Annotated in this window: 23 protein-coding genes and 2 pseudogenes; 10 read left to right on the top strand and 15 right to left on the bottom strand. The window is 62.1% G+C overall.

What is annotated here, in order from left to right:
- The first annotated feature begins 61 nt into the window (after positions 1–61).
- The 3 genes from grxC to LCF59_RS00850 are packed head-to-tail and all read left to right on the top strand — an operon-like array spanning position 62 to position 1,607.
- On the top strand, positions 62–319 hold the full coding sequence (grxC, locus tag LCF59_RS00840) for a glutaredoxin 3 (RefSeq protein ID WP_292284673.1): 258 nt from the start codon (positions 62–64) through the stop codon (positions 317–319).
- A 5-nt stretch (positions 320–324) separates the two neighbouring features.
- On the top strand, positions 325–1,158 hold the full coding sequence (locus LCF59_RS00845; protein WP_292284675.1) for a carbon-nitrogen hydrolase family protein: 834 nt from the start codon (positions 325–327) through the stop codon (positions 1,156–1,158).
- Positions 1,155–1,607: a MarR family transcriptional regulator gene (locus LCF59_RS00850; RefSeq protein WP_292284677.1), complete on the top strand. Its 453-nt coding sequence runs from the start codon at positions 1,155–1,157 to the stop codon at positions 1,605–1,607. The genes LCF59_RS00845 and LCF59_RS00850 overlap by 4 nt, the downstream gene beginning before the upstream one ends.
- A 68-nt stretch (positions 1,608–1,675) precedes the next feature.
- On the opposite strand, the gene ubiG is transcribed toward LCF59_RS00850, so the two are convergent.
- Positions 1,676–2,419 carry a bifunctional 2-polyprenyl-6-hydroxyphenol methylase/3-demethylubiquinol 3-O-methyltransferase UbiG gene (gene ubiG / locus LCF59_RS00855; RefSeq protein WP_292284679.1) on the bottom strand — a complete coding sequence of 248 codons (744 nt, stop codon included), beginning with the start codon at positions 2,417–2,419 and terminating at the stop codon, positions 1,676–1,678.
- A 50-nt stretch (positions 2,420–2,469) separates the two neighbouring features.
- Between ubiG and pip the strand changes: the two genes are divergently transcribed.
- Together pip and LCF59_RS00865 are read left to right on the top strand one after the other, a co-directional pair.
- Positions 2,470–3,447: a prolyl aminopeptidase gene (gene pip / locus LCF59_RS00860; protein WP_292284681.1), complete on the top strand. Its 978-nt coding sequence runs from the start codon at positions 2,470–2,472 to the stop codon at positions 3,445–3,447.
- 102 nt (positions 3,448–3,549) lie between these two features.
- The gene (locus LCF59_RS00865; RefSeq protein ID WP_292284683.1) at positions 3,550–5,103 is read left to right on the top strand and encodes an ABC transporter substrate-binding protein; all 1,554 of its coding nucleotides are present in this window, start codon (positions 3,550–3,552) and stop codon (positions 5,101–5,103) included.
- Positions 5,104–5,152: 49 nt separating this feature from the next.
- Here LCF59_RS00865 and LCF59_RS00870 read toward each other — a convergent pair whose 3' ends face one another.
- The 12 genes from LCF59_RS00870 to regB form a co-directional block, all read right to left on the bottom strand.
- The gene (locus LCF59_RS00870) at positions 5,153–6,187 is read right to left on the bottom strand and encodes a glycosyltransferase family 2 protein (protein WP_292284684.1); all 1,035 of its coding nucleotides are present in this window, start codon (positions 6,185–6,187) and stop codon (positions 5,153–5,155) included.
- Between the two features lie 276 nt (positions 6,188–6,463).
- Entirely contained in the window at positions 6,464–7,141 is a 678-nt protein-coding gene (locus LCF59_RS00875) for a D-lyxose/D-mannose family sugar isomerase (RefSeq protein ID WP_292285012.1), read from the bottom strand.
- 162 nt (positions 7,142–7,303) lie between these two features.
- Complete coding sequence (hslU, locus tag LCF59_RS00880; RefSeq protein ID WP_292284685.1) at positions 7,304–8,620, bottom strand: ATP-dependent protease ATPase subunit HslU; 1,317 nt, start codon at positions 8,618–8,620, stop codon at positions 7,304–7,306.
- 33 nt (positions 8,621–8,653) lie between these two features.
- Positions 8,654–9,211 carry an ATP-dependent protease subunit HslV gene (gene hslV / locus LCF59_RS00885; protein WP_292284687.1) on the bottom strand — a complete coding sequence of 186 codons (558 nt, stop codon included), beginning with the start codon at positions 9,209–9,211 and terminating at the stop codon, positions 8,654–8,656.
- A 114-nt stretch (positions 9,212–9,325) separates the two neighbouring features.
- Positions 9,326–9,646, bottom strand: coding sequence for a thioredoxin (trxA, locus tag LCF59_RS00890; protein ID WP_292284689.1), 321 nt, complete (start codon positions 9,644–9,646; stop codon positions 9,326–9,328).
- Between the two features lie 48 nt (positions 9,647–9,694).
- Positions 9,695–13,087, bottom strand: a complete 3,393-nt coding sequence (gene addA / locus LCF59_RS00895) for a double-strand break repair helicase AddA (RefSeq protein ID WP_292284691.1) — start codon at positions 13,085–13,087, stop codon at positions 9,695–9,697.
- Positions 13,084–16,029: a double-strand break repair protein AddB gene (gene addB / locus LCF59_RS00900; protein WP_292284693.1), complete on the bottom strand. Its 2,946-nt coding sequence runs from the start codon at positions 16,027–16,029 to the stop codon at positions 13,084–13,086. The genes addA and addB overlap by 4 nt, the downstream gene beginning before the upstream one ends.
- A complete protein-coding gene (locus LCF59_RS00905; RefSeq protein ID WP_292284695.1) occupies positions 16,022–16,699 on the bottom strand; it encodes a nucleotidyltransferase family protein in 678 nt (225 codons plus the stop codon). Before LCF59_RS00905 ends, addB begins: the two co-directional genes overlap by 8 nt.
- Entirely contained in the window at positions 16,696–17,670 is a 975-nt protein-coding gene (locus LCF59_RS00910; protein WP_292284697.1) for a phosphotransferase, read from the bottom strand. Before LCF59_RS00910 ends, LCF59_RS00905 begins: the two co-directional genes overlap by 4 nt.
- Entirely contained in the window at positions 17,670–18,140 is a 471-nt protein-coding gene (gene tsaE, locus LCF59_RS00915; RefSeq protein ID WP_292284699.1) for a tRNA (adenosine(37)-N6)-threonylcarbamoyltransferase complex ATPase subunit type 1 TsaE, read from the bottom strand. Before tsaE ends, LCF59_RS00910 begins: the two co-directional genes overlap by 1 nt.
- 49 nt (positions 18,141–18,189) lie before the next feature.
- Positions 18,190–19,698, bottom strand: a complete 1,509-nt coding sequence (locus LCF59_RS00920; protein WP_292284700.1) for a PAS-domain containing protein — start codon at positions 19,696–19,698, stop codon at positions 18,190–18,192.
- A gap of 74 nt (positions 19,699–19,772) precedes the next feature.
- A complete protein-coding gene (gene regB / locus LCF59_RS00925; protein WP_292284702.1) occupies positions 19,773–21,161 on the bottom strand; it encodes a sensor histidine kinase RegB in 1,389 nt (462 codons plus the stop codon).
- Between the two features lie 119 nt (positions 21,162–21,280).
- On the opposite strand from regB, the gene LCF59_RS00930 reads away from it, so the two are divergent.
- Both LCF59_RS00930 and LCF59_RS00935 read left to right on the top strand, forming a co-directional pair.
- On the top strand, positions 21,281–21,910 hold the full coding sequence (locus LCF59_RS00930) for an SCO family protein (RefSeq protein WP_292284704.1): 630 nt from the start codon (positions 21,281–21,283) through the stop codon (positions 21,908–21,910).
- Positions 21,911–21,959: 49 nt separating this feature from the next.
- Positions 21,960–22,544, top strand: a complete 585-nt coding sequence (locus LCF59_RS00935; protein ID WP_292284706.1) for an ActR/PrrA/RegA family redox response regulator transcription factor — start codon at positions 21,960–21,962, stop codon at positions 22,542–22,544.
- A 114-nt stretch (positions 22,545–22,658) separates the two neighbouring features.
- On the opposite strand, the pseudogene LCF59_RS17765 reads toward LCF59_RS00935, so the two are convergent.
- Both LCF59_RS17765 and LCF59_RS00940 read right to left on the bottom strand, forming a co-directional pair.
- Positions 22,659–23,009: pseudogene (locus tag LCF59_RS17765) on the bottom strand (N-acetyltransferase family protein); the annotation flags it as partial.
- 38 nt (positions 23,010–23,047) lie between these two features.
- On the bottom strand, positions 23,048–23,644 hold the full coding sequence (locus tag LCF59_RS00940; protein ID WP_292284707.1) for an HD family hydrolase: 597 nt from the start codon (positions 23,642–23,644) through the stop codon (positions 23,048–23,050).
- 124 nt (positions 23,645–23,768) lie between these two features.
- On the opposite strand from LCF59_RS00940, the gene ahcY reads away from it, so the two are divergent.
- From ahcY to LCF59_RS00955, 3 genes and pseudogenes are all read left to right on the top strand, one after another.
- The gene (gene ahcY, locus LCF59_RS00945; RefSeq protein WP_292284708.1) at positions 23,769–25,157 is read left to right on the top strand and encodes an adenosylhomocysteinase; all 1,389 of its coding nucleotides are present in this window, start codon (positions 23,769–23,771) and stop codon (positions 25,155–25,157) included.
- Between the two features lie 11 nt (positions 25,158–25,168).
- A complete protein-coding gene (locus LCF59_RS00950) occupies positions 25,169–26,161 on the top strand; it encodes an adenosine kinase (RefSeq protein ID WP_292284709.1) in 993 nt (330 codons plus the stop codon).
- 124 nt (positions 26,162–26,285) lie between these two features.
- Positions 26,286–26,482: pseudogene (locus LCF59_RS00955) on the top strand (IS1380 family transposase); the annotation flags it as partial.
- Between the last annotated feature and the right edge of the window lie 57 nt (positions 26,483–26,539).

Consider the following 26,539-nt stretch of genomic DNA (forward strand, 5'->3'; position numbering starts at 1 on the left):
CCTCTGGCACGCGTTGCAAAGGGTGCTTAAATCCCTGACAACAGCAAAAAGGGGAACCAAAATGCCGAATATCGAAATTTATACATCGCCGCTCTGCGGATTCTGCCACTCTGCCAAACGCCTGCTCAGCCAGAAAGGCGCGTCTTTCAACGAGATCGACGTTCTGTCCGACCCCAACCGCAAGCCCGAGATGATCAAGCGCGCCAATGGGGGCCGCACCGTGCCGCAGATTTTCATCGGAGAGACCCATGTGGGAGGATGCGACGAACTCTTCGCGCTCGACCGCGCCGGCAAGCTCGATCCGATGCTCGCGGCCTGACCAAAATGCGGGCGGCGCTGCTTCAGCTCACTTCGTCCGATGATCCGCACAGCAACCTGCGGATCATCTCGGACCTCCTGCGCATGGCCGCCGCCGACGGGGCCGAGCTTGTCCTCACACCCGAGGTGACGAATTGCGTCAGCAACAGCCGCACCCATCAGCGCCACGTTCTTTGCCAGGAAGCAGATGATCCGACCCTTGATGCGCTGCGCAATGACGCGGCCCGGCTCGGTGTCTGGCTGTCGATCGGCTCACTCGCGCTCAAGGCCGAGCCGCCCGAGGCCCGGTTCCTGAATCGCGGCTTCCTGATCGGTCCTGACGGCATGATCGCTGCGCGGTATGACAAGCTGCACATGTTCGACGTGCAGGTCACCGAGACCGAAACCTACCGCGAATCGGACGGGTTCAAACCCGGCCAAACCGCCGTGACCTGCGAAACGCCCTTCGGCGTGATCGGCATGAGCATCTGCTACGACGTTCGCTTCCCCTATCTCTACCGTGCTCTGGCACAGGCCGGGGCCGAGATCATGATCGTGCCCGCCGCTTTTTCGCCAGCAACGGGACCAATGCATTGGAACCCTCTGCTGCGCGCCCGCGCCATCGAGACCGGGTCCTATGTCCTTGCCGCTGCGCAAGGCGGACAGCATAGCGCCACACGTGGCCGCGCCCGCACCACCCACGGGCATTCTCTGGCGGTGTCGCCCTGGGGCGAAATCCTGCTTGATGCGGGGCAGATGTCTGGCATTCATATGGTCGATGTCGACAGGACCAAGGTGGCAACCGCCCGGCACAAGGTTCCGTCGCTACAGCACGACATGTCGTTCACCGGCCCGGCATGAGCGACAGCAGCGCGCTTGCCATATCGCTTTTCAGCGAATTGCTGACGGCCGACCAATTGCTGCGCAACCGCCTGACACGGGTTTTGCCGAACAGGATGGAAATCTCCCATTTCTCGGTACTCAATCAACTCGCCCGTGGCGGGTCCGAAAAAACCCCGGCCCAACTGGCCAAGGCCTTCCACGTCACCCGTGGCGCGATGACCAATACGTTGAGCAAGCTGGAAGCGGCGGGATATGTGCATATTCGCCCAGATTGGGACGATGCCCGCCGCAAACAGGTGTCGATCAGCCCTGCCGGTCTGGCGGCGCGGGATGCCGCCCTTGCCGCGATCACACCGCTGATCACCGAAATGGTCCAGGAGCTGGGCGACACCAAGGTGCGTGCCGCGATCCCGGTCCTGCGCGAATTGCGGGTCAAGCTGGAAGGTCCGGGCACACGCAGCCAGTGACCCAGGGCCAGTGGCGCGTGCCTTCAAATGAAAAAGACACGCTCTCGGGGTCCTTCCCGGACAGAGCGTCAGCCGGGTTTCACGGCAGCCGTGATATAATTCACGCTCAGGTCCCGATCCGACAGCCGCCATTGTCCCGACAGCGGGTTGTACCGGAACCCCTTGCGATCGACCGGCGTCAGCCCCGCTTTGCCGATCAGCTCATAAAGCTCGTCCGGGGTGAGGAACTTGGACCAGTCATGCGTGCCTGTCGGCAACCATCGCATGACAAACTCTGCCCCGACAATTGCGGCGGCAAAGCTCTTGGTGGTGCGGTTGAGCGTGGAACACAGGTGTAACCCGCCGGGCGCCAGGCATCGTGCACCCGCCTCCACAAGGGCAAGCGGATCGCCCACGTGTTCGATCACTTCCAGCGTCAGCACCACGTCGAAAACCTCGCCCGCCTGCGCAAGGCTTTCGGCACTGGTGTGGCGATAGTCGATCTGGAGTCCCGATTGTTCCGCGTGAGTCCGCGCGACCGGGATCGCGGCGCCGCCGGCGTCTATCCCGACAACATCTGCCCCCAACCGTGCAAGCGGTTCACACAGCAATCCACCGCCACAGCCGATATCCAGCACGCGCAGACCGTCAAACGGGTGCGGAGCTTCGAGGTCGCGGTCAAACTCTGCCGCGATCTGCGTGGTGATGTAATCCAGCCGAACCGGGTTCATCATATGCAGCGGTTTGAACGTGCCATTCGGATCCCACCATTCGGCGGACATTGCTTCGAACTTGGCAATTTCGGCAGGATCGACGGTTGTGGCTTCGGTCACAGGATAATTCCCCATGGTCTTTTGGTGTGTGAAGGCAATATAGGTGAAGTATGGATAAATTCCCGAGCCAAAAGCGCGCAGTGCAGTATCTTTATCCGCCCATCGACCCCTTCGATCAGCGCATGCTGGCCGTCGGGGACGGCCATTCCGTCTATGTCGAACAATGCGGGGCGGAAAACGGGATACCCGTGATCGTTCTGCATGGCGGCCCCGGAGGCGGGTGCAGCCCGTCGATGCGGCGGTACTTCGATCCGCGCGTGTTCCGCGTGATCCTGTTCGACCAGCGCGGCTGCGGCCGGTCCCGCCCGCATGCAAGCGTGGTCAACAACACCACCTGGGACCTGGTCGCCGATATCGAAGCGATCCGCGAAACGCTTGGCATCGACAAGTTCATCGTCTTCGGCGGCAGCTGGGGGGCGACGCTTGCCCTGATCTACGCGATCACGCATCCGGACCGCGTGCGGCAGCTTGTTCTGCGCGGCGTGTTCACCATGACAAAGGCAGAACTGGATTGGTTCTATGGCGGCGGGGCCGGACAATTCTGGCCGGAAACCTGGGCGCGTTTTGTCGACATGGTGCCCGAGGACGAACGCGACGACATGATCAATGCCTACCACCGTCGCCTTTTTTGTGGCGACCTGCGCACGGAGACCCGCTTTGCCCGGGCGTGGTCGGCCTGGGAAAACGCGCTTGCCTCGGTTTACTCCAGTGGATCGGGCGGTGAAGCGCCTGGCGATTACGCGCGCGCGTTTGCGCGTCTGGAAAACCATTACTTCATCAATAGCGGATTTCTCGAAGAGGACGGGTGGATTCTCAATAACATGGATCGCCTGTCGGGAATTCCCGGCGCGATCGTCCAGGGCCGATACGATATGATCTGCCCGCCCGTGCGTGCCTGGGAACTGGCCCGCGCCTGGCCCGACTGCGATCTGAGGATGGTCCGAAATGCCGGCCACGCCCTGTCCGAGCCCGGCATCAGTTCCGAGCTGGTTCGGATCATGGACCAGATCAGCGAAAGCCATTCGTAAGGTGCCCCCACCCAAACCGCGCGCCCCGGACCGGATGGTCCCGATGTCGTCCTTGCGTGACTTCATGTTGCCAGTCGGCCTGTATGACCCCATGTTGATGTCATGACCAAGGCTCCATGCATCAGGCGCAGACGATTGTTGACGACGGGCGCTGCCGCGTCGGTGCTGGCCGCGTCCGGATTGTCTTTACAGGCGTCTTCCCGGCGGGGCGGTCTCTTGCGCGTCGGAGTGTCCGGGGCAAACAGTTCGGACAACTGGGACAGCCGCACCCATGCCGACACCTTCATGGCCATGGCTGGCCATGGTGCGGTGTTCGACTGCCTGACCGAAGTGGCCGCGAATGGCGAACTCGTGGGTGAACTGGCCGAAAGCTGGGACGCGTCCTCGGATGCCGTTACCTGGATGTTCAAACTGCGCCGGGACGTGACCTTCCACAACGGCAAGCCGTTCGGCGCCGACGACGTGCTGGCATCGCTCGACATGCACATTGCCAAAGGCGCGCGATCTGCGGCCAAACCGATCGTTCAAAACATCGCCGAGATGAGAAAGATCAGCGACAGCGAGGTGGAATTCACCCTCAAGGCCGCCAATGCGGATTTCCCCTTCTTGCTGTCTGACTATCACCTTTGCATGTTCCCGGCGGGCCAGACCCAAGAGGCGATGGCCAAGGGCATCGGCACCGGCCTCTACAAGGTCGAAAGCTTCGATCCGGGTGTCCGCATCCGGCTTAGCCGCGTGGACAGCCACTACAAGGACGGCAAGGCCGGCTGGTTCGACCAGGTAGAGATGATCGCGATGAACGATGCCTCGGCCCGCATGAACGCTCTCATGACCGGTCAGGTCGATGCGGTGAACCAGGTTGATTTCAAGCTCGAACCGCGCATGCGCGCGAACCCGATGATCAATATCTTCGAGGTCACGGGCAACCAGCACCTCACCTTCCCGATGCAGATCAACGCCGATCCGTTCACCAGTCTCAAGCTGCGCCAGGCGCTCAAGCACGCGATCAACCGTCAGGACATGGTCGACACGATCCTGCACGGCCACGGGGCTGTCGCCAATGACCACCCGATCGGCCCGGCGAACCAGTATCACGCCGCTGATCTTGAGCAGACCGTCTATGACCCGGACCGTGCCGCCCGGCTTCTCAGGGAGGCGGGCTTGGCAGGCATGTCGATCGAGCTTTTCGCAGCCGACGCCGCTTTCACCGGCGCCATCGACGCGGCCCGGCTTTATCAGGCTTCGGCCAAGGCGGCTGGTCTCGATATCAACCTGGTACAGGCGCCGGATGACGGGTACTCGTCCAATGTCTGGCTGAAAAAGCCATGGCGCGCGTCTTGCTGGTCGGGCCGCGCGACCGAGGACTGGATGTTCTCGACCGCATACGAGACGGCGGCGCCGTGGAACGACACCAACTGGGACAACGACCGCTTCCAGCACTTGCTCTTGACCGCGCGTGCCGAACTGGACAGCGACAAACGCCGCGAGATGTACACGGAAATGCAGAGGCTGCTGTCCAGGGAGGGCGGGTCGGTGATCCCGGTCTACGCCAACTTTGTCGATGCGCAGTCGACCAGGCTGGCCAATTCCGGCACCATCGGCAATGTCTCGGGGATGGACAGCGGGCGCTTGATCGAACGCTGGTGGCTCGCCTGACCGAGCCTGCCCCCATGAATGGGTCCAGACCCCTCAGACCTCCCATGCCCTATGTCTCGATTTCCGCGAACTCGGCATAGAGGTGCAGCGCCAGGTCGCGCGGCAGGGCGGCAGAGCCCGCCGCATGCAGGCAATTGCAGAAAAGGCGATACCCCGTTGGCGTTCTGACAAGCTCCCGCGCCCTGTTACGATGCCAGTCACATGCCTGTTCATGCAGGCCTGCCACGCCGGGCAGACTGCGCAGCGCGGCGATCTCCGCGTCCAAGGCCGCGTCCCATTTCGACAGCGCGGTGTTCTTGACCGTGTTGAAATTGCGCTCGACCCAATAGCTCAGGTCAATGTCCTTGCCGCGCCGATTGGCCAATCCGCGCCATGCTTTCACAAGAAAGCTTTGCGCGGAGCGCAGCGAATAATGGTTCACTTCTACCAGGTCCCGCCCGCCCGACAGCGTCGGTATGGAAATCCGTCCGTCATGTTCGGAAAACGCCTCGGACATCGGCGCACCGGACCCATCCACCCAGCGGGGCAAAGGCAATGCTGGGTCCCGCTTGGGCCGGTGGATTCCCGGTTTCCCGAAACGGCCGGGGCGAAAGATCGTCTTGATGAACCGCCCCGCAACCGGGTGATACAAATCGCGCGGCGCGGAGCGTGTGAACTGCCGCGTCACGGGGTGATCCTCGAACATCACCTTGCCGCCCGATCCGAAAAGCCGCCACGGCATCGCGACCGCATCGGTATCCCCGGCAATCCCGGCAAACAGATCGGCCAGCCGCCCGTCACCTGCATGGATCACCGGAAACTCGTCTACATCGGTAAACATCGCCCAGTCGAAATCATCGCTCCAACGGGACTTGTGCACGCGGTGAACGGCCTGCCACTGCACGCCTTTGTCGGTTTCGACCGTCTGTTCGACATGGCGAAGGACGCCTTGCTTGGCCAAGGCATCGAGCAACCGGTCGCTGCCATCGTCGCAATCGTTGGAAAAGACGATGAACTCCGTCACTCCGATCAAACGGTGATAGGCAATCCATTCCAGCAGGAATGGACCTTCGTTCCGCACGCAGGTCCAGGACAAGGTTTTCATCTGTGTTCCGTGCCGTCTCTCTGCTCGTCCCCGCATCGGCCCTTGGCATACCCGCGGCCCTGCCGGTTAGGGGTTTGGCAAGCCTAGTCGTGGCGCCGTGGATGGGCAAGCACGATGCCCATGCCGCGACAAGCCGCATCAGAGTGCCAATGGCTTTCACAGGCTCCGGGAGTGTCAGGCAAATCCGCCTGATCCGTCGGGGCGTGGCGCGTCTTGGTCAGGCATGTGCTCCGCGGCGTTCGTCACCGTCAGCAGTTGTGACACCGGGTCCAGGCGCTAAAGCCAACGGTCATAATCCGATACCAGCAAGTGCACCGGCGGCGTATCTTCCTCGATCCGGGAAAAGCGTCCGATCGGGTGTTCAAAAATATTGTCGGTCAGATCGTCATTGACGGTTGAAACCTCACCGATCAGGACATTGCCCCCTTCGCCCCAGAAGGCGTGCCAATTGTCCGGATAAAGCGTTACGGATTCGCCGGGTGCCAGCTTCAAATGTCCGCCTGCGGGCAGGGTCCGAGCCGTTCCGTCCACCTGCACGGTCACATCCCGTAGGCGATCAATCTCACCGGCGGCATCCGCCTGGTAAAGTTCGATCACCAGCGTTCCGCCTCCTCGATTGATGATGTCCTCTACCTTGACGTCATGTCGATGCATCGGGCTCAGCTGGTTTTCGCGCGAGATCATGATCTTTTCGGCGTAGAGCATCCCGCGTGTCTTGCCCAGGTCACTGGTCCGCCCGTTTCGGGTGGTGAACAGGACCAGGCCCATCTCGTCGAACCGTCCGGCCCCGTAATCTGTGATGTCCCACCCCATTCGCCGTGCCTTGATCTCGGCATGGTCGCTGGCGCTGAGCGCCTCTGGCGACTGGTGGGCAAAGGGCGGCAGGGCATAGCCGAAGGACCGAATGAACGCGTCGCTCTCGCGCAGGATATCGTTGATCCGGGATCGTTTCATATGCGCCTCGCTGCCAAGGCCGGTTGGCCCGATCATCACTCTAGCGGGTCACGCGCCTATTGAAAGCCCGATGCCGGGGCGAAGGTTTAACAAATGGTAAATCTGCCCCTGCAAGCCATTGATTTTGTTCAGGCCGGTGCCCGTCCCACGCGTGGGACAGCGTTACAGCACGTAGCGGCTCAGGTCGGTGGAGCGGGTCAGCTCGCCCAAATGAGTCTCTACGAAATCGGCATCCACGGTCACGGTCTGCCCCATCTTGTCCGGCGCGTCAAAGCTCAGTTCCTCGAACACACGCTCCATCACGGTATAAAGCCGCCGCGCCCCGATATTCTCGATCGACTGGTTCACATCTGCCGCGATCTTGGCCAGTGCGGCGATCCCCTCCTCGGTGAAGGAAACGGTCACGTCCTCGGTTTTCATCAGGGCGGTATATTGCAGGGTCAGCGCATTGTCCGTCTCGGTCAGGATACGCACGAAATCCTCTTCGGTGAGGGCCCGCAGGTTTACCCGAATGGGCAGGCGCCCCTGTAGTTCCGGCAGCAGATCCGACGGCTTGGCGATATGAAACGCACCCGAGGCGATGAACAGGATATGATCCGTCTTCACCGGCCCATGCTTGGTGCTGACCGTCGTCCCCTCGATCAGCGGCAGCAGGTCCCGCTGCACGCCTTCGCGGCTCACATCACCGCCCCGCGTTTCCTGCCGCGCGGTGACCTTGTCGATCTCGTCCAGAAAGACGATGCCGTTTTGCTCGACCGCCTCAAGCGCGAGCTCCTTGACCTGCTCATCGTCCAGCAGCTTGTCCGCCTCCTCGGCGATCAGAATGTCATAACTTTCCGCCACGGTCATCCGCTTGCGCACGGTCCGACCCGAGAACGCCTTGCCGAACAGGTCACCGAGATTCATCATCCCGGCCCCGCCGCCGCCCATGCCGGGCTGGCCGGGGATATCCATCGTCGGGAACGGGCTGGAGGTGTCCTGGAGGTCAAGCTCGATCATCGTGTCGTCCAGAAGCCCATCCTTGAGCTTCTTGCGGAACATGTCCCGCGTGCCGTCACGGGCACCCTCTCCGGCGATTGCCTCGATCACCCGTTCCTCGGCCGCTTCATGCGCGCGGGATCTCACGTCTTCGCGCATCTGATCGCGGGTCATCGCAATGGCGGCGTCCACGAGATCACGGACAATCTGTTCGACATCGCGGCCGACATAACCCACCTCGGTGAATTTCGTCGCTTCCACCTTGATGAAGGGAGCCCGTGCCAGCTTGGCCAGACGGCGGCTGATCTCGGTTTTCCCGACGCCTGTGGGGCCGATCATCAGGATGTTCTTGGGGTAAACTTCCTCGCGCAGATCATCGCTCAACTGCTTGCGCCGCCAGCGGTTGCGCAGCGCGACGGCCACGGCACGTTTGGCATCCTTCTGTCCAATGATGAAGCGGTCCAGCTCGGACACGATTTCTCGGGGGGTCAGATCGGTCATTGAGGTATCCTTTCCGGCAACAGGAGGCTGGCCTTAGGCCTGAATGGTCTCGACCGTCAGGTTGCCGTTTGTGTAGACGCAAATGTCGGATGCAATGGCCATCGCCGCGCGTGCGATCTGTTCCGCGTCCTTGTCAGTGTCCATGAGGGCGCGGCCTGCGGCCAGTGCGTAATTCCCACCCGATCCGATGGCAGTCACGTCATGCTCGGGTTCAAGCACGTCGCCGGCGCCCGTGATGACATAGAGATCCTTACCGTCCGACACGATCAGCATCGCTTCGAGCTTTTGCAGGTACTTGTCGGTGCGCCAATCCTTGGCCAACTCCACGCTGGCGCGCTGCAACTGGCCCGGGGTGGCTTCGAGTTTCGTCTCTAGACGCTCCAGCAAGGTAAATGCATCCGCTGTGGACCCGGCGAACCCCGCGACGATATCATACCCACCGGGGGAAATGCGGCGTACCTTGCGCGCAGTACCCTTGATCACGGTCTGACCCAGGCTCACCTGGCCATCGCCGGCAATTACAACGGTTCCGCCCTTGCGCACACCAATGATGGTGGTGCCATGCCAGCCGGGAAAGTCGGTTTCAGCCATGTGTCGCCCCTTTCACGTTTGTGACGATATGGGCCGAACGGCAGTGCCACACAAGCCCTACAACGCACAACGCCCGGCGCTCTGGCCGGGCGTTTGTCTGAATTTCAATTGAAATCAGATGCTCTCGTCGATCCAGCCCTTGAGCGCTGCCTTGGGTGCGGCGCCGGTTTTGTTCGACACCACCTGTCCATCCTTGAAGATGAAGAGCGACGGAATGCCCCGTACACCCATGGACGCTGCAGTGTTGGGATTGCTGTCGACATCGACTTTGGCAACCTTGATCGCGTCGCCGTATTCGGCAGCAAGCTCTTCCAAAGCGGGGCCAATCTGCTTGCAGGGGCCGCACCATTCGGCCCAGAAATCGACAACAACGGGAACACTGGAATTCTTCACTTCGGCATCGAAGGTATCATCGGTAACGGCAACTGTGGACATGTGAGCTCTCCTTGCGGTTCGGACGCGTGTTTCGGTCAGACCACGAAGCTATGGAGCCTCGGTCGGGGCGTCAAGGTGCGCCGACCTCACGAGAGCTTGTGACACGATGGTTTCCGGCAGAGGCATATAGGTCGCGTTTCGGGTCCAGAGTAGGCCTGTTTCTATCTCGCGATCCGGGTAGATCGTCTGCAACATCGCCCGGTATGCCCCCATCTGGCGCAACAGGCCTTCCGGCGTCTGTTTGGGGCTGTCCGGCACTGTGCGGTTGGTCTTGTAATCAACGGCCGTTACGCGTTTGTCCGTCACGATCAGGCGGTCGATTACGCCATGCATCGGCGTTTCGGGAAACGCCTCCAGTGAGGCGGTGACCGCCACCTCGGACAGCGCAGTATCATCGAAGAACCGGACAAGGTCTGGCGTCCCGAGAACTCCGAGCGCTTCGGCAATCATTTCCTCGGCGAGCGGATGATCCGCCACGAGCATACGCGCGGCTGTATCGCGATCTTGGTGCGCAAGGCCGGCAAGTGTTTCCAGCAAAAGGTGAATGTGCGTGCCGCGATCCTTGGCAACCTCGCTCAGGTCTCCATCCGCCCCCGGCAGCGCCTTGGCCCCGCCAAGATCCGATGGGCTGAGCGTTTCTGCCTGCAGGGCCGGGGCGGGTGCGGAGGTTTCGAACAAGGCGGGCAGGTCAACCTTCGGCGCGGCCTCTGGCGGATCATCGGACGGGATCGGATCGGGCCATGCCATATGCGCCAGTCTTTGTCCCTGTCGCGGGCCGTCATCGGCAAAGTCAAAACCGAACGGCACAGCGCCAACAGTGTCCAACGCGGCTGAAACGCGGTCATGCCAGCATTCGCCCGCCTTGTCCGCAGCGCCGGCTCCCGCGACGACGAGCCAATGTTCCGCCCGTGTCAGAGCGACGTAGAGAAGTCGGTCGTTTTCCTCGTCCTCGGCCTGTCGAGCCTGATCCACAGCCGCGCGCTGAAACCCGGCGCGCGTCGTGTCAGACCCACGCCAATGCACCGCTCCGCCGGTGGTAACAAAACTTTCCTTGCCCGATTGGGACGGCTTCTTGTGGGTGTCCGGCAGGATCACGATAGGTGCCTCCAGCCCCTTGGCCCCGTGGATTGTCATCACGCGAATGCGCGACCCGGCACTGTCCACGCTGCGCTTGATCTCGATATCGTCGGTTTCCATCCAATGCAGGAACCCTGTCAGGCTCGGAATATCGGTTTGCTCATAGACCAGCGCCTGGTTGAGAAGCGCATCGATACCGTCTTCGGCTTCCTCGCCCAGTCGTCCGATCAGTTTTTGACGTCCCCGGTGCCGGATCAGAATACGCTCCAGCATGTCGTAAGGGCGCAGGAAGTCGACCTGCCCGCGCAAATCGTCGAGAAGGCCCATGACCGATGGAAATTCGTCTCTCCGCTGGCGCAACGCCTCCCAAAGGTGGGGCGAATTCCGGCGGTGAGAAAGGTCGAACACCGCCTGTTCATCGAGCCCGAAAAGCGGGGAGCGGAGCGCACTGGCCAGAGACAGGCTGTCCTCCGGCGTCGCAAGGAAAGCCAAAAGCGCGCGCAGGTCCTTGACCGCAAGCTCGTCCATGACCTTGAGCTTGTCCGCCCCTGCAATCGGCAGGCCTTGCGCCTTGCAGGCGCGCAGGATCTCGTGGAACAGCGGGCCGCGACTGCGGACGAGAATAAGGAAATCCCCGGCATGAATGTGCCGGGGTTTGACAGCGCCATCCGGCCCGGTTTCGGTGATCGCGGTGTGGTCGCGCAGTGTCTGGTCGATGAACCGCGCGATGCGCTGGGCGAGGGTGACATTGTGATGCGTCGGGCTGACCCGGTCCACCGGCGTGTCCCATGGCAATTCGCTGTCTTCCTCAGCAGCCGGTTCGATCAATGGCCATAAATCGACCCGGCCGGGCAGCTGGTCATGGAACGATATGTGGGTCTGATTCGGCAGAAACCCGGCCTTGTCGCGGCCTTTGAACACTTCGTCCACCAGCCGCAGGATCGGGACGGAGGAACGGAAGGAATAGCTCAGTTGTCCATCCCGAAGCGGGGCATCCGTCTGGCGCATTTGCTCGCCGAAGGCGGCGCGCATCGTGTCGAATTCGCGCGGATCGGCCCCCTGAAAGGAATAGATTGACTGTTTCTTGTCTCCCACGACAAAGATCGACCGTTGCACGTCGGACCGCGCTCCGGCGCCGGAGGTGAATTCCTGTGCAAGCTTGTTGATGACATCCCATTGCGCCGGGCTGGTGTCCTGTGCCTCGTCCACGAGGATATGATCGATCCCGCCATCCAGCCGGTAAAGGACCCAGTCCGCCTGTTGCCGGTCTGTCAGCAAGGCGCGGGTAAAAGCGATCAGGTCATCGAAATCGAGCCAACCGCGCACCTGTTTCGTCGCCTCGTAGCGCTTCAGGAACGCAGCCGCAAAGCGGTGAAGCACCTCGTCCCGTGCCACCGCATCGAGTGCAAGGCGTGTCTCGCGCGCGGCCTCGACCCGTTGGTATAGGTCTTCGAGCCGATTGACACTGGCCGCCAGCGCCCCTTTGCGCAGTTTGGCAGACGGCGGGCGTTGCTTGCGTGGTTCGCCCTTCTGGGTGAAGACCACGTCTTCCAGCGCCAGAAGCGCGTTCATCCCGCCAGTCTGGGCAACACCGATGGCATCGACAAAAGCATTGTCGATCCCGACACCGGTTCGCAAATCAGGCACTATTCCGGTCAAAAACGCGGTTTCATCGCCGGGAAGGACTTTCGCCAGCATCATGTCCGGGGTCTCGTCGGGCGCAAGCCCGTACCGCTGAACCAGCGCGGCGCGCGCCAGCGGCGGGTCGAACCCGTCGCGATGGCCGACGATCCGATCCGTCAATTCCCGGAGCGGGTTGTTCGATGCCACGCGCGAAATGTCGGCGATGAGGTCGGCGTCCTGTCCGCTGGCCATGTCGTCAAGGATCTGGTCCCGCAACAACTGCGCGGCGCGGTCGTCGATTTCCTGAAACTGCGGGCTGACCCCGGCCTCCAAGGGAAAACGGCGCAAGATCGATGCGCAGAAGGCGTGGATCGTCTGGATCCGCAGTCCGCCGGGTGTTTCGATCGCGCGGGCAAACAAGGTCCGTGCGCGGGCAAGAAAGTCATCCGTGAGGCGATCTGTGTGCTCTCCAAGCTCGGTCAACTGCGCCCGCAGCGGCGCGTCATCCAGCATGGCCCACTCGCCAAGCCGCTTGAACAGACGGTTCTGCATCTCGCTCGCAGCAGCATTGGTAAAGGTAAGACAAAGGATATGCTCGGGCCGCGCCTCGCCCAGCAACAACCGCGCCACCCGGTCTGTCAGAACGCGGGTCTTGCCGGACCCGGCATTGGCCCCCAGCCATGTCGAGGCATCGGGATCGGCGGCGCGTACCTGCGCTTCGCTGGCTTCGTCGCGACTCATGTCAGGAACACCTTGGTCGGTGCATCAGAGGCATCCCATTCGCCGTAGCGGGACAGCTGATCGTAATCAGACCCGAACACATCCTTGTGCATCTTGTTGCGCGCAGTGTAGCCCATATCAGGCTCTGAATAGGCGCAAAGCAGCGTTTTCAGCATCTCCCAAACCCGCTCGGGCGGAACGTCGTCCAGCGGTGCAGGTTCTTCCTTCGGGTTGGGTCCCAGTGCGATATACCGCGCCCCGGCCACGCCGCGTGGCGCGATATCGGCAAAGCCACCCTCGCAGATGATGGCCGCAGTGACCAAAAGCTGTATATCGAAATGAAGCTGCCGGGCCCGGCTTGGGGCCGTGCCGGTCTTGTAGTCATAGACCAACGCACGCCCGAATTCGTCCATGTCGATCCGGTCAGCCTTGGCGGTCACACGGAAGGGCGGGTCGGTCATGTCGACGCGGCCCGTGCGTTCCAACAGAACGGGACGCGCGCCGCGCCGCCGGCCGCGCTCGGCCTCGACGAACCACTGCGCCACCTTTTCGATCCGTATGCGCCACTGGATGCGGTCGGCGGGCCAGGGGACATGCGCCTCGAGCACGTTCCGCGCCGTTTCCATCAAACCTGACACTTGAACAGCCTCCACGTCCCGCGCCGTGTCGCGCACGAATGTCTCGAACACTTTATGGATCATCGTGCCACGGTGCAGCGCATCGGGCGCGTGCTGGATCGGGTTCAGGGGCCGCAGGCGCAGGATCCTGGACGCGTAGATGGCATAAGGATCGCGGATCAGTTTTTCGATATTTGTCACCGACAGAGTATCGGGCCGCGCGATCACCGGTGGCACCGGCGACGGTCGTGCGGCGCGCGGCGCGGGCAAAGGCGTTTCCAACGCACGTCCAAGCGCGAGCCAGTCCCGCCCCCGCTGTCGCATTGCCGCAAGGACCTCCGGCCCGTTGGTCTGCTCAAGCCCGCGCAGCAGGTTGGTCAACCGGTTGAGCCACCGCGAGGGGACGGTTTCGGCGTCCTCTGAGCGTTCGGCCCGGGTGAGCCAGACCTCCTGTGCCCCAATCGCCTGTTGAAAATCATGCGCCGAAAGCCCGATCCGCCGCTCTGGCAGCAACAGTCCGACCTGTTGCCGCATTCGCCGGTTCAGCCAGGGATCGGCAGGCGGTGCATCGGGCCATAAGTGTTCGTTCAATCCGCCGAGGATGACGAGGTCCGCCCCCATTACGCGCGCCTCGATGGTGCCCCAGATCAGGATGTCGGGGTGCGGCGCATCGCGGTCACGCACCTCTTCGGAGCGGAGAAGGCCATCGACCAGATCTGCATAATCGCGTGGTGTCATGGACCCGGCAAAGCCTGCATTCTCTGTCAAATCGTTGAATACCTTGCGGCAGGTTTCTCCTGCTTTCTTGGCCCAAAGCTCTGCTGCGTCGTCGCTTGCCGATCCGGCGCAGACCGCATCGGCTTGCGCCAAATGTCCCTCCACATGGGTGCCCAGCGGCCGTTGTCCCTGGATGGCTGGTTGCAGAAAACATCGGTCAATCCAGCCAAGCCAGTCCTTTGCGGCCTCCGCGTGTTTCCAGGCCGAGAGCTGCGCCAGATCTGGATAGGGCACACCTTTGTGCCGGATGAACAGCTCCAGTTCCGAGGTCCAAAGCCGATGCTGCCCCCGCTCTGCCCCGCTATGGCACAACGGATGCTTGAGGATTGTCAGAAGCGCTTCTGCTGTGGGGCCGTTGACGCGCAATTGCGCCATGTGCCGCAAGAGCCGCCCCGGGGCCGTCAGATGCGCAGGTGTGCCGGCGCTGTCATCCGGCAGGATGCCCCACCGGTCGAGCAGCGCCGTCACACGTCGCGTCAGCATCCGGTCCGGCGTGATCAAGGCAGAGGTCGTCCCGTCCTCTGCGGCTTGCCGCAATCGCAAGGCGATTGCGCGCGCCTCGTCACGTGGCGAGGCCGCTTCAACCAGTGTCAGAGACTGTGTTGCAGCCTCCAAAGCGGGCAGGCGAGGCCCATCGGACAGCCACTGATCCGTGACCGGAGCGGGGCGCAGCGCAAGAGAGACCAGCGCATTGCGCGCGGGGCTGGGCGGCGGTGTGCCTGTCCATCGCGCCACGGAACTGCGGCCCGTTTGCAGATGGTCCAGCAATCGGGCAAATCGGAATTGCGGGTGATCTTCCCCCTGCATCGCCTCGGTATTGCGCACATCGTCGCGCAGGACATCCCAGACGGTCTCCGGCAAATCCATGTCGACCCCGGGCAGGATCACCGCGCCTTGCGGAAGGCGCGCGGCGGCGGTCATCAATCGGAACGCCGACCCGCGCGATCCGGTCGAACCTGCGACGATCACGGGATGTTGTGGCGGCGTCTGCTGCCACCGGAACAATTTGTGGTCCAGCGCCATCCGGTTCACACCGGCGGCATCGGGCGTATTGGTCGCCGGGTCGAAATACTGCGTGACGATGTGCAAGAATCGCTGTGCTCGGTCCCAATGCCCCGACTGGTCGGACACGTCGAGCGCAGAGATATCAGCGGGGGTCACACCCTCAGCCTGCATTTCATCGAGCAGCGCAGTCAGGCTTTGGGCAAGATCATAGATCGCCGACCGGGGCGCGATGCCCGGATCCGCATCGATCAAACGGCCCACAAGTTCTGACAATTCCAGCTGGCGCCGCAAAGCAGGCACCGGGCGGGGTAGATGCGCGCTGTCCACCGGATCGGCCAGATCGGTGATAAGCCTTATCCGCGGAAGAAACCCGGCTTCGGCCTGCGTGAATACCGCCTCGACCCGTCTCTGCATCCGCCGCGTGTTCAGAAAAAGCTCCACCCGCGCCATCGCCTCGGGTGGTTGCCCTGCCATGCGTGTTCTCAGGCCATGCACCAATTCCTGCGCGAAATCCGCGCCGGGTGGGAGGCCAAAAAGGCGCGGTTTGTCGGTAGGCTCAAACATCGGTGTGGCTCAGCATCTGCTCGGCCAGAAAAATTCCGTCAGCGTGGCCCACGTCGCACCATTTGCCTGGATAGGTGATGGCGTTCAACCGGTCCCCGGCCACCAAGCTTTCCCAGATCATGCGTAAGGAAAATACATCCTCCGCCGTGTCTGAGACAAGATCGGTCCGGATCATCTGCACCCCGGTATATACCGCGTCGCTTCCCCAGCGGGCCCGTCCATCGCCGAGGTCGAAATCCCCCTCCCCGATACGGCCGATGGCGCGGGGCAGGGGCACACACAAAAGCAGCGCCTGCATATCCGCGCGCCATGCGTCGTGCAGAACCGCCAGCGGGTTCGGCCCGTCCCAGACCGCGTCGGTGTTCATTGTGAAGACAACGTCGGCCTTCAGCAGGGGTAGCGCAGCCTTCAATCCGCCGCCTGTGTCGAGGATCGTCGGATTTTCTACAATGACCTGAACATCGGAGCCTGCGAAGTGGTCCACGACCTGCTCCGCCTTGTAGTGCGCGTTTACCACGATGTGGTGCATCCCGGCATCCCGGACCATCATCATCGCGTGGTCGATCAGCGGCTTGCCGGCCACAGGAACCAACGGTTTCGGCATGTCCTGGGTCAGTCGGCCCATGCGCGTGCCGAACCCGGCAGCGAACAGCATCACTGCGTCCGTCATGGAACCCCCGCTGCTGTCAAACGCAAACGATCCGGTGTCGGGTCGGGAAACACCGCCGTCACCAAGGGCCCGAGATCGCGCGCAACAGGGTGGGCCAGGCTGGCACGAATATGCCCCCAGACGCGGGGGATCAAAGAAAGATACCCCGGTTTGCGCCGGTCTTTTGCCAGGCGCGCAAAAACACCGAGGATGCGCAGGTTTCTCTGAAGTCCCAGAAGATGGAACAGCGGCATTACTTCGGCGTGGGTCCGGCCGCTCGCGGTCAGGTAATGGTGGAGTGTGGCCTTTTGGCAGGCGTCCGTCACATCCCGGCGCGCGTCCTGAAGCAGCGACACCAGATCGTAGACTGGCGGGCCGGCCAATGCGTCCTGAAAATCCAGCAAACCGACCCGTTTTATGCCCTGCCTGTTTGGCAGCCAGATCAGGTTTTCGGCGTGATAGTCCCGAAGCACAAGCACGGTCTCCTTCGGCAAATGCCGTTGCAACAATTCGGTCAGGCGCAAGGTGATCTGCTCGGTCTCGGGGTGCGCTGCGGCGCCGATCAAGGGCAGGTAGTGGGTGAAGGCCGGTTCGATCATCTGGCCCAATACGTCAGGACTTGCACTGCTCAGGCCGGTCGGGACCGGTTGGCGTTCAAGCGCGCAGAGGACATCTGTTGCTGTTTGGTAGAGCGGCGTCTCCATCTCGGCCGTTTCCGAGACAACTCTGGCGAATTGCGCCTCGCCGAAATCTTCCAACAGCATCAGGCCTGGCTCTCGACCGTGGATGTCGGGTGCCGAAAGACCGACCTTGCCAAGATGTGTCGCCAGATCGGCAAAACGGGCGGTGTCGTCCTGGGGGTCGATCATGAGGATCGCGCGGTCTGCGCCGGAACAGAGCCGCATGTACCGCCGCGACGACGCGTCCCCGGCCAATGGGACGCGCGTTGCATCGCCCCACCCGTGAGAGCACAGGAATCCGTCCAAATCCATCACAGCGCTCCTTGCACGATGGCCGCCCATCTCGGGGCTTGCCATGTCAGAGTGATTTCGCGCGTGTCGGTTTTTTCCGGGTCGGCCAGATGCAGTCTCAGGGCATCCTTTGGCGCGAGATCTTCCAACCGATCCGGCCATTCGACGAGGCAGATGGCGCTTTCGAAAGCGTCGAGAAGACCCAGCTCGACGACCTGATCCGGGTCAGAAAGACGGTAAAGATCCGCATGCCAAAGCTCGCACTCCGCAAGATCATAGGTCTGGACCAACGTAAAAGTGGGCGACGGAACATCCTCTGGCACGCTCAATCGCGACAGGATCAGCGCGCGGGCGAAGTGGCTCTTCCCGGCGCCAATTCCGCCTTCCAGCAACAGGCAATCGCCGGGCTGCAAATCGGCCCCCAGACGCGCCGCAAATTGCGTGGTCTCTTGCGGAGAGGTGGATGTGAAGGCCGCGCTGGTCTGGGACATGCGGGCATGTTTACCTGCCATGATTGCCACTGCAAGATTGGAATACCTTTCAGGCAGAGACGATCTGAAGCCCGTCGTCACCGGTGGAGGCATCGGGCGGACGTGCCCGCTGGCAAAAACGGATCAGCGTCGACCCATAACAGATCGGGTCGATACGGCAGATCACTTCGCGCCCGTCCCTGGAGCGCAATTCGGTGTCCCAGCTTGCGCGTTCGGTGTCACTCGTCACGAAGTCCCGAAGTTCAGGCCAGACCGGGGAGGGGTGAAAGGCAGATTTCCAGTCCTGTGTTGCCTCAAGGATCGTTGCGTCGGTGATGCTGGTATCGGGATCGACCTGCCACATCCGCGTGTATGCATCGTTGCACAGGGTCAGGATGCCGCGCTGATTGAACACGGCGACCGCGTCCTCCATCACATCGAGAGCGGATTGCATTGTTTCCAACTCGGTCCGGAACCCACGGGTCAGCGACACTTCGGCGGTGATGTCGTTGAACAGGAACGCGATCGCGCCGTCCGGGTATGGGCGACCCGTGACGTCAAGGGTTTGGCCACCGGCAAGGTTCCACGTCTCGCGAAAGCGGTCGTCGCTGGCCGCTGCCACCAGCTTGGCCATCCGTTCTCTCCAATCGTCGTAATTCTTGGGCTCCGGCATGATCTGCTTTTCGCGCAGCTTGTCGAAGAAATCGAAAAGCGTGGGACGGCTGCTCAGGAAATCGACGGAAACATCGCCCAGGTCGAGCAAGGCCGGGTTGAACAATGCAAGCCGCCGGTCACGATCGAATATCGCCAGGCCCGTTGTCAGGTTGGCAAAAGTTTTGGACAGGGTCTGTACGAAATTGCGTTGCGCCTCTTCGGCACGCACAACCGCGTCGACGCTGGTGGCAAAGAACAGAGTGCCGGTATCTATTTCCCGCGTGATGACCTCGAGCCAGCGGTTTTGCGATTGTCCATCAACCTCAAGCTCGACCCGCTTGGACCGCAGGTGATCCGGCTGCGACAGCAGCCCCGTGATATGTGTGGCAAAGGCGGCTGGACCGCCATGCGCCGTTGCGTAAGCTGCGAAGGCATCATTGCCCCACGCAAACTGCCCGTCGGCAGCAAGGGACCATATCGGGTTGGGAGCATGCATCAGCGCGGGCTGCGTCCGCGCGAGTGCCACGCTTTGTGTTTTTGCCTCGAACCAATCGATTCGTGCATCATCAGACGAGCTGAAGCCAATCCTGTGGCCCGCAGGGGTGGGCTGGATCGAAAAGGTCACGCCGTTGTCGGTCCCGTTGGATGGCACTCCCGGCAACGCCTCTGGCAAAGCGGCGAAATAGGGGCGCAGCGCGGTGCGCACTTCTTTCCAAGACGGGGATGGGGCGGCGTCGGGCAAAAGCGCCCAGACCGCATCGTCTGCATCGACCAGCCTGTCATCGTCGAATACCAGCGACACCCCGTCCTGTTTTGGTTCATGGATGTCAGGGCCTGACCGCCGCGCGACATACCATAGGGCGACCGCCACGGTGACCGCAGATGCAAACCCGATCAGGACCGACAGCGAGGGACTCGATTCCATTTGGACACCTGTCATCAACACACGTGGCATTGAAGGCCGAGAACCTTAATGGACTGTTAAGCAAAGACCGGGATCTACACCTGAAAGGACGGGTTTTCTCCGATCCCTTGGCCTTTGGCGCGTTCGGGCGGCACGATTGCGGGGCGGGGCCACACCACTTCGACGACCGCGCCGCGCCTCTTGGATGAACCGCGCAAGGGTTTCGTTCCGTTGGCAAAGCTCAACTCGGCCCCGGCCCGTTCCAGCAGGGTTTTCGCGATGAACAGGCCAAGTCCCATGCCCTCGTATTCGGGCCGCGCCTTGCGATCCCGCTCCAATCGGCGGTTGCGCACGAAAGGGTCCCCGATTCGACCGAGCATGTTGGTCGGGTAGCCCGGACCGTCGTCCATGATCCGAACCGAGATCGACCGCTCGGTCCAACGCGCCTCGATCCAGACCGTTGAGCGGGCAAAATCCACCGCGTTCTGAATCAGGTTGCGCAACCCGTGAATCACCTCGGGCCGGCGCATCGCCAAAGGTGGATCTAACCCTTCGTCATCCTCGGCGATACCATCGATCAGCACATCCTTGCCACGGTTCAGATGCGGTTCTGCTGCCTCCCGGATGACCTCGATCAAGGGGGCTGAACGAATGTGCAGGTCCTCTTTGCCGGCTCTGCCCATGGAGTGCAGGATGTCCCGGCAGCGATCGGCCTGTTGCCGTATCAGCTGCGCATCTTCCTGCAAATCCGGGCGGTCGTCCAAATCCTCGATCAGCTCTGCGCTGGTCAGCTTTATCGTGGCCAGCGGCGTACCCAGTTCATGCGCCGCCGCCGCGACGACACCGCCAAGGTTATTGAGCATCTGCGTCCGGCTCAGCGCCATCTGGGTTGCCACGACAGCATCGCTCATCGAGTTCATCTCGTCGGTGATTTGCCGCGCGTAAAGCGACAGAAAGATCACTGCGATCGTGATGGCGACCCATTGTCCGAAGACGAAAACATCCGCGATGCGCAGGATGAAGCCTTCTTCGGTGCGGAGCGGCAAATGAAAGAACACCATCAGCGTGACAAGGGCCAGTGCGGTCGCGCCGATGATGATGGTCGACCGCAAAGTCATGATCGTGGCCGACACGATAACCGGTCCGAGAATCAAAATGGTAAACGGATTGTGCAAACCGCCGGTCAGGTAGATCAGGAAACAGAGCTGCAAGAGGTCGAACAGAACCATCAGGAAGTTTTCGGCCTCGTTCAGGCGCTTGTTTTCCGGAAAGACAAAAATGGCGATCAGATTGCCGACGATGGACACGCCGATGGCCAGGTAACAAAGACCAAGCTCAAGCTGGAGGTTGTAGAGGTACTGTGCCAGCATGATGGCCGTTATTTGTCCCACGATGGCGCACCAGCGCAGCCAGATCATTGTGCGCAGCCTGATAAAGCTGCCCCGGTGCCGTTCGTTGAGAAGTCCGAAATCGGATTGCGTCATCTGCGCCCTTTCGCCACTTGTGCCTGTGGGTAAAATCCTTAACTCCAGTGCTATAGAGCATAGGCAAGGCTGTTCCGATGAGAAGGGACTTCTTTCCAGGCAGGAGGCACGAGAGCAAGATGGAAAAACGTGCGGCGATTGCAGCGGGTGTGGCACTTGTGTGCCTGGTAGGCGGGACCGGGTGGTACGCCTATGCCAAGATCGGCCCGGGCGGCGACCCTTACGCAGAGTGTCGCAACACCAAGGTGGCGGGTGGCTCCGACACCATAGGCGGTCCGTTCACGCTGGTGAATGCAGAGGGTGAAACGGTCACCGACACAGATGTGATCACGCAACCGTCACTGCTGTATTTCGGATACACTTTCTGCCCTGATGTCTGTCCGCTCGACACGGTCCGCAATGCAGAAGCGGTCGATATCCTGACCGGTCAGGGCCATGATGTGACGCCGGTCTTCATCTCGGTCGATCCGGAACGCGACACGCCCGAGGTGGTTGGCGCATTTGCCGAGAATCTTCACGAGGACATGATCGGTCTCACCGGCAGCGAAGAACAGGTCAAGGCCGCGAGCCAGGCCTACCGCACCTATTACCGGCAGCAGGATGCGGAGGACGACTATTACCTCGTTGATCACTCGACATTCACGTATCTCGTCATGCCCGAAGATGGATTTGTCGAATTCTTCCGGCGGGATTTGTCCCCTGAAGAGGTCGCCGACCGAACTGCCTGCTTTCTTGACGCCGCAAGTTAATGCGCCATTTGACCGTTGATGTCGGAAAATTCACCAGTAATACTGGTAGATGGACAAAACCCCACGGGAGGCACCCTCAGTGAGCGACCGGACATCGGACGATCTTGGCGAAGACAAGAGCCTCCTCCTTCTGGATGATGACGAACCCTTCCTGCGTCGATTGGCCAAGGCCATGGAGAAGCGCGGCTTCGAAGTGGAAACAGCCGGATCGGTCACAGCGGGGTCTACCATCGCCACGGCGCGTCCGCCGGCCTATGCTGTCGTGGACCTTCGGCTGGAAGACGGCAATGGCCTCGATGTTGTCGAGATAATCCGGGAAAAGCGTCCGGATAGCAGGGTGGTCGTTCTAACAGGCTACGGCGCAATTGCCACTGCGGTGGCGGCGGTCAAGATCGGGGCAAACGATTACCTGTCCAAACCGGCCGACGCGACGGATATCACCAACGCCTTGCTCGCGAAGGGCGAGGACCTGCCTCCGCCACCGGAAAACCCGATGAGCGCGGATCGCGTGCGGTGGGAGCATATCCAGCGCGTTTACGAACTTTGCGATCGCAACGTGTCCGAAACCGCGCGCCGCCTGAACATGCACCGCCGAACATTGCAGCGGATATTGGCAAAGCGGTCGCCGCGGTAAGCCAGGATCGGGTCCGGCCTGCGTCGGATCATACCGCTTGCTGATCTTGTGGCCGCGGTGCCCAGCACCCGGTTCCCGGTCAGGGTGGGTCGCATGGTCTTCAAAGCCGCGGCTTTGGTAATAGGCCAATCCGTCCTCGTTATCCGCATGGATCGTGCCGTTGATCCAGCGATAGCCCAGCTCCTTGGCGGCCTGACGTGACGCCTCGAACAGCTTCGACCCGGTGCCAAGACCCGTTTGCCCCAGGCGGACGAAGCTGGCGATATCGCAGGCTTCGGGCGGCAGATCGCGATGGGGTTCGACAAACTGAAAACCCAGAATCTGGCCGCTGTCTTCTTCGGCGACGTGCCATGCAGACCGGTCAGGATCGCGCTGCATCCATTGCAGAATGGTGTCGCGGGGCATGAGGCGCTGATACGCGGTCGTTCCGCCCTTCCGGACGATCGCAGCCAGAAGTTCCGCCATGTCTCTGGCATCCAGACTGCCTGCGCGCCGAACCGTGATCACACCATGGCGTCCAGCAGCACCGCATGGCGCGATGTGAATTCGTTGCGCACCTCGACCGGCGGGCGCAGCACGATGGGCAAGTCCGAGATCACATCCAGATCGGGGGCGCCAAAAATCCTGTCTGCTTCGGGTCGCGTGAACCCGGCGATCTGGGTTGCTTCCATCCACGCGCTGATGCGGTCCGCCTTCTTGATCTGTTTCTTCAGTTTGGCGGGCGGGATTGCGGGCAACCCGAACCGGATATGAACCGCCGCCGCGAGCCTGTCGTCCAAGGCCTCGTAGCCGGGACCTACCGCCGCTTTCACCGGTGAGATCATGTCGCCGATCACGTATTCCGGGGCGTCATGCAGAAGTGCGGTCAATCGCTCTGCTGGCGACGCTCCGGGAGACAGGCGCGAAAACAGAGTTTCCACCAACAGCGAATGCTCGGCCACGGAATAGGGATAATCCCCGAAGGTCTGGCCGTTCCAACGCGCGACAAAGGCCAGCCCATGGACGATATCCTCGATCTCGATATCGACCGGGGTCGGATCCAGCAGATCGAGCCTGCGTCCCGACAGCATCCGCTGCCACGCGCGTGGGGATTTCGCCATGTCTTGCCTCTTTTCCGGTCTGGGTAGTCGCCTGATTGACGCTTGTAAATACGGCCGCATTGCCGTGACACAAGGCGCATGCTACCTCGCCGATCAAATCCGCCTGACAATTGGAGCGCCGCACATGGCCCAGGACTATATCGTCAAAGACATCGCGCTGGCCGAGTTTGGCCGCAAGGAGCTGGATATTGCCGAGACCGAGATGCCGGGGCTGATGGCGCTGCGCGAGGAATTCGGTGAGAGCAAGCCCTTGAAGGGGGCGCGGATCGTTGGCTCGTTGCACATGACGATCCAGACGGCCTGCCTGATCGAGACACTGACCGCGCTTGGGGCGGATGTGCGCTGGGCCTCCTGCAACATCTTTTCCACGCAGGATCACGCGGCGGCGGTGATCGCGGCGGGCGGCACGCCGGTCTTTGCGGTCAAGGGCCAGACGCTGGAAGAGCATTGGGATTACCTCGACAAATCCTTCATGTTCCCCGAAGGCGCGAACATGATCCTCGACGATGGCGGCGATGCGACGCTGTATGTCCTGCTGGGCGCGCGGGCCGAGGCGGGCGAAGAGATCATCCCGGTGCCGCAATCCGAAGAGGAAGAGGCGATCAAGAAACAGATCGCCAAGCGGATGGCGGAGACGCCCGGCTGGTTCACCAGGACGCGCGATGCGATCAAGGGTGTGTCGGAGGAAACCACCACCGGGGTGCACCGCCTGTATGACCTGCACAAGCAGGGCCAGCTGCCGTTCCCGGCGATCAACGTGAACGATTCTGTCACCAAGTCGAAATTCGACAACAAGTACGGCTGCAAGGAATCGCTGGTCGACGGCATCCGCCGCGCCACCGACACGATGATGGCGGGCAAGGTGGCCGTTGTCTGCGGCTATGGCGATGTGGGCAAGGGCTCTGCCGCCTCTCTGGCGGGCGCGGGGGCGCGCGTGAAAGTGACCGAGGCCGACCCGATCTGTGCGCTGCAAGCGGCGATGGACGGGTTCGAGGTGGTGCTTCTGGAAGATGAGCTGGACAGCGCGGATATCTTCATCACCACGACCGGCAACAAGGACGTGATCCGGATCGAGCACATGCGCGAGATGAAGGACATGGCGATTGTCGGCAATATCGGCCATTTCGACAACGAGATCCAGGTGGCTTCGCTCAAGAACCACAAGTGGACCAGCATCAAGGAACAGGTGGACATGATCGAGATGCCCTCCGGCAATCGTCTGATCCTGCTGTCCGAAGGCCGCCTGCTGAACCTTGGCAATGCCACCGGCCACCCGTCCTTCGTGATGTCCGCGTCCTTCACCAACCAGGTGCTGGCGCAGATCGAGCTGTGGAAGAACGGCGAGAATTACGACAACCAGGTCTACATCCTGCCCAAGCACCTGGACGAAAAGGTCGCCCGCCTGCATCTGGGCCGGATCGGCGTGAAGCTGACCCAGCTCTCGCCGGATCAGGCGTCCTACATCGGCGTCACCCCGGAAGGCCCCTTCAAACCAGAACACTACCGGTATTGAGGGAGGTCGAGATGAGTGAACAGACACCCCATGTCGTTGGCCTGGGCAATGCCCTGGTCGATGTCGTTGTCGCCGTGCAGCCCGAGGTGGTCACCCGCCACGGGCTGACGCCGGGCGGCATGCACCTGGTCGAGGCCGAGGCCGCCCATGCCCTGTTCCAGGAGGTCGGGCCGGGCATGCGCCAGTCCGGCGGCTCGGTTGCCAACACGATTGCGCATATGGCCGAAACGCCTGTGCGGGGCACCTATATCGGCAAGGTTGCCGATGATGACCTGGGCGACACCTTTCGCGGGGAAATGACGGGGCTTGACCTGGCCGCGCCCGTTGCGATTGCCCAGAATGGCGACCACGGGACCGGGCGCTGCGTGGTTCTTGTCACGCCGGACGGCGAACGGACGATGAGCACCTACCTGGGTGCGGCGACCACGCTGATGCCCTTCGAGGCGCGCGCGGCCCTGCCGGAGAATTTCGACATTCTCTTCATCGAGGGGTACCTCTGGGATGCGCCGCATGGCGCAGAGGTGATCGAAACGCTGGCCCAGGCCGCCAAGGCGGCCGGCGCCAAGGTGGCATTGACGCCGTCCGATGCGGGCTGCGTTGAGCGCAACCTTGCGGCCATGCGCGATGCGGTGGAGCGCTACGTCGACGTCCTGATCGGCAACCATGTCGAGATTGGCGCGCTGGCCGGCTGCGACGACGCCGAGGCGGCGCTGGACTGGGCCATGTCCCAAGTGGCGGTTGCCGCTGTCACCGAGCATGAGAAGGGGTCTTGGGTGGCCGACGCCAACAGTCGGCACCACGTGCCCGCAGCACCGGTCGCGCAGGTGGTCGACAGCACCGGCGCGGGCGATGCCTATGCCAGCGGGTTCCTTGCCGGGCTTGCCCAGGGGCAGCCTGTTGACCGTGCCGGGGCGACCGGGGCGCGTCTTGCGGCCAGCGTGCTGGGGCATTACGGCGCGCGCGACGGCGCTGCTGCACGCGCCTTTGCCCTTCCGGCCGCCTGAGCCGATGCAAAAGCGGGCCGGACCGGTGCAACCGGTCCGGCCCTCGCCGTCTTCCCCACAAGCCCGCCATCTGATCGCCGCAGAAACCAGCTTGTCTGCCGAAGCGCTTGACGCGCGCGGGATGTGTCCGGAACTGCCAGAGGCCATGGCGGACGGGTCGTTCGCCAGCCTAGAACTGAAGCTGATCGAGATCGGGGTCCGAATCATCCGCCACGCCCGCGTCATCATTTTTCAACTTGGCGAGGTGGTGGTCACCGGCCCGATGGTGGGGCCATCCTCCCCGCGATCCGCCGATTGCGAGCGCAACCCTCATGCGCGTGACCACGATCCACCCCAGACCGAACGAAAGTGGCTGGCCAGGTTTGTCCTTTGCATTGA

This window comes from Marivita sp., assembly GCF_020055675.1.
In the GTDB taxonomy this organism is placed as follows: Bacteria; Pseudomonadota; Alphaproteobacteria; order Rhodobacterales; family Rhodobacteraceae; genus Marivita.

Excerpts from the sequence above, each read along its gene's own strand:
- LCF59_RS00935 (WP_292284706.1), top strand. The coding sequence starts at position 21,960 with ATGGACAAAACCCCACGGGAGGCACCCTCAGTGAGCGACCGGACATCG.
- pip (WP_292284681.1), top strand. The coding sequence starts at position 2,470 with ATGGATAAATTCCCGAGCCAAAAGCGCGCAGTGCAGTATCTTTATCCG.
- LCF59_RS00910 (WP_292284697.1), bottom strand. The coding sequence starts at position 17,670 with ATGGATTTGGACGGATTCCTGTGCTCTCACGGGTGGGGCGATGCAACG.
- LCF59_RS00875 (WP_292285012.1), bottom strand. The coding sequence starts at position 7,141 with ATGAAACGATCCCGGATCAACGATATCCTGCGCGAGAGCGACGCGTTC.
- hslU (WP_292284685.1), bottom strand. The coding sequence starts at position 8,620 with ATGACCGATCTGACCCCCCGAGAAATCGTGTCCGAGCTGGACCGCTTC.
- addB (WP_292284693.1), bottom strand. The coding sequence starts at position 16,029 with ATGTTTGAGCCTACCGACAAACCGCGCCTTTTTGGCCTCCCACCCGGC.
- LCF59_RS00870 (WP_292284684.1), bottom strand. The coding sequence starts at position 6,187 with ATGAAAACCTTGTCCTGGACCTGCGTGCGGAACGAAGGTCCATTCCTG.
- tsaE (WP_292284699.1), bottom strand. The coding sequence starts at position 18,140 with ATGTCCCAGACCAGCGCGGCCTTCACATCCACCTCTCCGCAAGAGACC.
- LCF59_RS00850 (WP_292284677.1), top strand. The coding sequence starts at position 1,155 with ATGAGCGACAGCAGCGCGCTTGCCATATCGCTTTTCAGCGAATTGCTG.
- grxC (WP_292284673.1), top strand. The coding sequence starts at position 62 with ATGCCGAATATCGAAATTTATACATCGCCGCTCTGCGGATTCTGCCAC.
- LCF59_RS00905 (WP_292284695.1), bottom strand. The coding sequence starts at position 16,699 with ATGACGGACGCAGTGATGCTGTTCGCTGCCGGGTTCGGCACGCGCATG.
- regB (WP_292284702.1), bottom strand. The coding sequence starts at position 21,161 with ATGACGCAATCCGATTTCGGACTTCTCAACGAACGGCACCGGGGCAGC.
- addA (WP_292284691.1), bottom strand. The coding sequence starts at position 13,087 with ATGAGTCGCGACGAAGCCAGCGAAGCGCAGGTACGCGCCGCCGATCCC.
- LCF59_RS00940 (WP_292284707.1), bottom strand. The coding sequence starts at position 23,644 with ATGGCGAAATCCCCACGCGCGTGGCAGCGGATGCTGTCGGGACGCAGG.
- LCF59_RS00930 (WP_292284704.1), top strand. The coding sequence starts at position 21,281 with ATGGAAAAACGTGCGGCGATTGCAGCGGGTGTGGCACTTGTGTGCCTG.
- hslV (WP_292284687.1), bottom strand. The coding sequence starts at position 9,211 with ATGGCTGAAACCGACTTTCCCGGCTGGCATGGCACCACCATCATTGGT.
- trxA (WP_292284689.1), bottom strand. The coding sequence starts at position 9,646 with ATGTCCACAGTTGCCGTTACCGATGATACCTTCGATGCCGAAGTGAAG.
- ahcY (WP_292284708.1), top strand. The coding sequence starts at position 23,769 with ATGGCCCAGGACTATATCGTCAAAGACATCGCGCTGGCCGAGTTTGGC.
- LCF59_RS00845 (WP_292284675.1), top strand. The coding sequence starts at position 325 with ATGCGGGCGGCGCTGCTTCAGCTCACTTCGTCCGATGATCCGCACAGC.
- LCF59_RS00865 (WP_292284683.1), top strand. The coding sequence starts at position 3,550 with ATGACCAAGGCTCCATGCATCAGGCGCAGACGATTGTTGACGACGGGC.
- LCF59_RS00920 (WP_292284700.1), bottom strand. The coding sequence starts at position 19,698 with ATGGAATCGAGTCCCTCGCTGTCGGTCCTGATCGGGTTTGCATCTGCG.
- LCF59_RS00950 (WP_292284709.1), top strand. The coding sequence starts at position 25,169 with ATGAGTGAACAGACACCCCATGTCGTTGGCCTGGGCAATGCCCTGGTC.